At 31.8% G+C, this 2,488-nt stretch carries 1 protein-coding gene; it reads left to right on the forward strand.

Annotated elements, in window-relative coordinates:
* The first annotated feature begins 402 nt into the window (after positions 1-402).
* Positions 403-2,232: a glutamine--fructose-6-phosphate transaminase (isomerizing) gene (gene glmS / locus EK368_RS06195; RefSeq protein WP_129597546.1), complete on the forward strand. Its 1,830-nt coding sequence runs from the start codon at positions 403-405 to the stop codon at positions 2,230-2,232.
* Positions 2,233-2,488 lie beyond the last annotated feature (256 nt).

Below are 2,488 nucleotides of genomic sequence, written 5' to 3' on the forward strand. Positions count from 1 at the left end.
ATCGAAAATAGCATTACAAACTCGCTATGCTCAAACAGTGTAATGCTAATCATTTTCTCGCTTGTTCTATATTTTCATAAATTCTCAATAATTGTGACTTGTTTTTATGACTTTGCTAAAATATGATTTGAAAGGGGTGATGAATATAAATAAGAATAATAATTTTTAAAAACATAAAGCGCCAGAACTTAAATCGACCGGATAGGATTTAAGTTGACGAGGACAGGGTTCATCGAGACTTCGGCGGATGCCCTGCGGTGTAGTCACCACCGATAAAAAGCTTACAAAACCTTTAAGTGATTGAAGGGACAAATAGGCTTGGGTGATAGAGGGTAGTATTTTGTCTATTTACTACCTATTATTACGTATTTCTAAAATTTAAATTCAAAGGAGAAAAATAAAATGTGTGGAATTGTTGGATATATTGGAAATCAAAAAGCAGCACCTATTTTAATAGATGGATTGTCAAAGCTTGAATATAGAGGATATGATTCAGCAGGAGTTGCTATTTATGATGAAGGATCAGTGAAGGTAAGAAAATATAAAGGAAGAATTAGTATATTAGAAGAAAATCTTAAAAAAGAAACAATAAAGGGAAATATAGGAATAGGACATACAAGATGGGCCACTCATGGAGAGCCATCTGATAGAAATTCCCATCCTCATACAAATTATTCTGGAAATATAGCACTCATTCATAATGGAATTATTGAAAATTATATGAAATTGAAAGAGTGGTTAATCAGTGTAAAAGGAGATCATTTTAAATCTGAGACAGACTCAGAAGTTATTGCTCATTTAATTGACTATTTTTATGAAGGAGATTTATTAGATGCAGTATACAAAGCCATTGAAAAAATGGAAGGAGCTTATGCAATAGGTGTAATTTGTAAAGATGAACCAGATAAGATTGTAGCTGTAAGAAAAGATAGTCCACTTATTGTAGGATTAGGAGAGAATGAAAACTTTATTGCATCAGATATTCCAGCGCTTTTAAAATATACAAAAGATATTTATTTAATTGAAAATGAGGAGGTAGTACTTCTTACAAAAGATGAAGTAAAGATTTTTAATGAATTTAGAGAAGTTGTAAAAAGAGATGTTTTTAAGGTTACATGGAATGCGGAAGCCGCAGAGAAAGAAGGATATCCCCATTTTATGATGAAAGAAATTAATGAACAGCCTAAAGGTGTATATGATACATTACACAGAAGATTAGATAAGAAAGACAATATTGTTCTTGATGGAATCAAGATCACAAAAGAAGATTTAGAACAAATCAATAAAGTATATATTGTTGCATGTGGAACTGCTTATCATGCAGGATTAGTAGGAAAATATGCTATTGAAAAGTTTGCAAAAATTCCTGTAGAAGTAGATGTAGCATCAGAATTTAGATACAGAGATCCATTTGTAGACGAAAATACATTATTTATTGCAGTAAGTCAATCAGGAGAAACTCTAGATACACTTGCAGCCCTAAGAGAGGCAAAAAGAAAAGGAGCAAGAATATTATCTATTGTAAATGTGGTAGGATCTTCTGTAGCACGTGAATCAGATGATGTATTTTATACTTGGGCAGGACCTGAAATTGCAGTAGCATCTACAAAAGCATATACAACTCAGCTTGTATCTATGTATTTGATTGCTCTTCATATGGCTGTGACAAAGGGAAGCATTGCAAATGATCAGTATAAGAAATATATAAAAGCATTAAAAGAGATGCCAGATCAAATTCAGAAAATAGTAGAGAATGAAGAGTCTATTCAAAAGATTGCTGATGAGCAATTTAATAATGAAAATGTATTTTATATTGGTAGGGGTGTAGATGTAGCAGTAGCTTATGAAGGATCATTAAAATTAAAAGAAATATCTTATATTCACTCAGAAGCTATTGGAGCAGGAGAATTAAAACATGGAACGATTGCACTGATTGAAGAAGGAAGATTGGTAGTTGCATTAGCTACTCAAGATGGACTGTATGATAAAATGTTATCTAATATTCAAGAAGTGCGTGCAAGAGGAGCTTATGTCATAGGTGTTGCAAAAGAAGAAAATAAAGAAATAGAAAAAGTAGCTGATAAAGTAATTTATATTCCAGATACACTAGATGAATTTACACCTATTTTAAGTGTAGTACCTCTTCAAGTTCTTGCTTATTATATTGCAGTGGCAAGAGGGTGCGATGTGGATAAACCAAAAAATCTTGCCAAGTCGGTAACTGTAGAATAGGAAATTATTTACTTTAAATGAAATTGTTGTCCACTAAAAATAAACTCGTTCCGAAAATGAGAGAAAAAATCAGAGGAAAACAGGAAAAAACTCCTGCTTTTCTCTTTTTTTGTGGAGAAAAAAGAATGACAAAATGTTTGGTGAAAATGATTGTAAGGTTTGATTTCCAATGGTTTGAAAGAAAGTTTGACAAATGTATTAGCAAAAAAATCTCTTTCGCTGTAAAAAAAACCTCTTCGGAGTAAAATAAAGTTGT

Source organism: Anaerophilus nitritigenes (assembly GCF_004138215.1).
Lineage (GTDB): Bacteria > Bacillota > Clostridia > Peptostreptococcales > Thermotaleaceae > Anaerophilus > Anaerophilus nitritogenes.

Excerpts from the sequence above, each read along its gene's own strand:
- glmS (WP_129597546.1), top strand. The coding sequence starts at position 403 with ATGTGTGGAATTGTTGGATATATTGGAAATCAAAAAGCAGCACCTATT.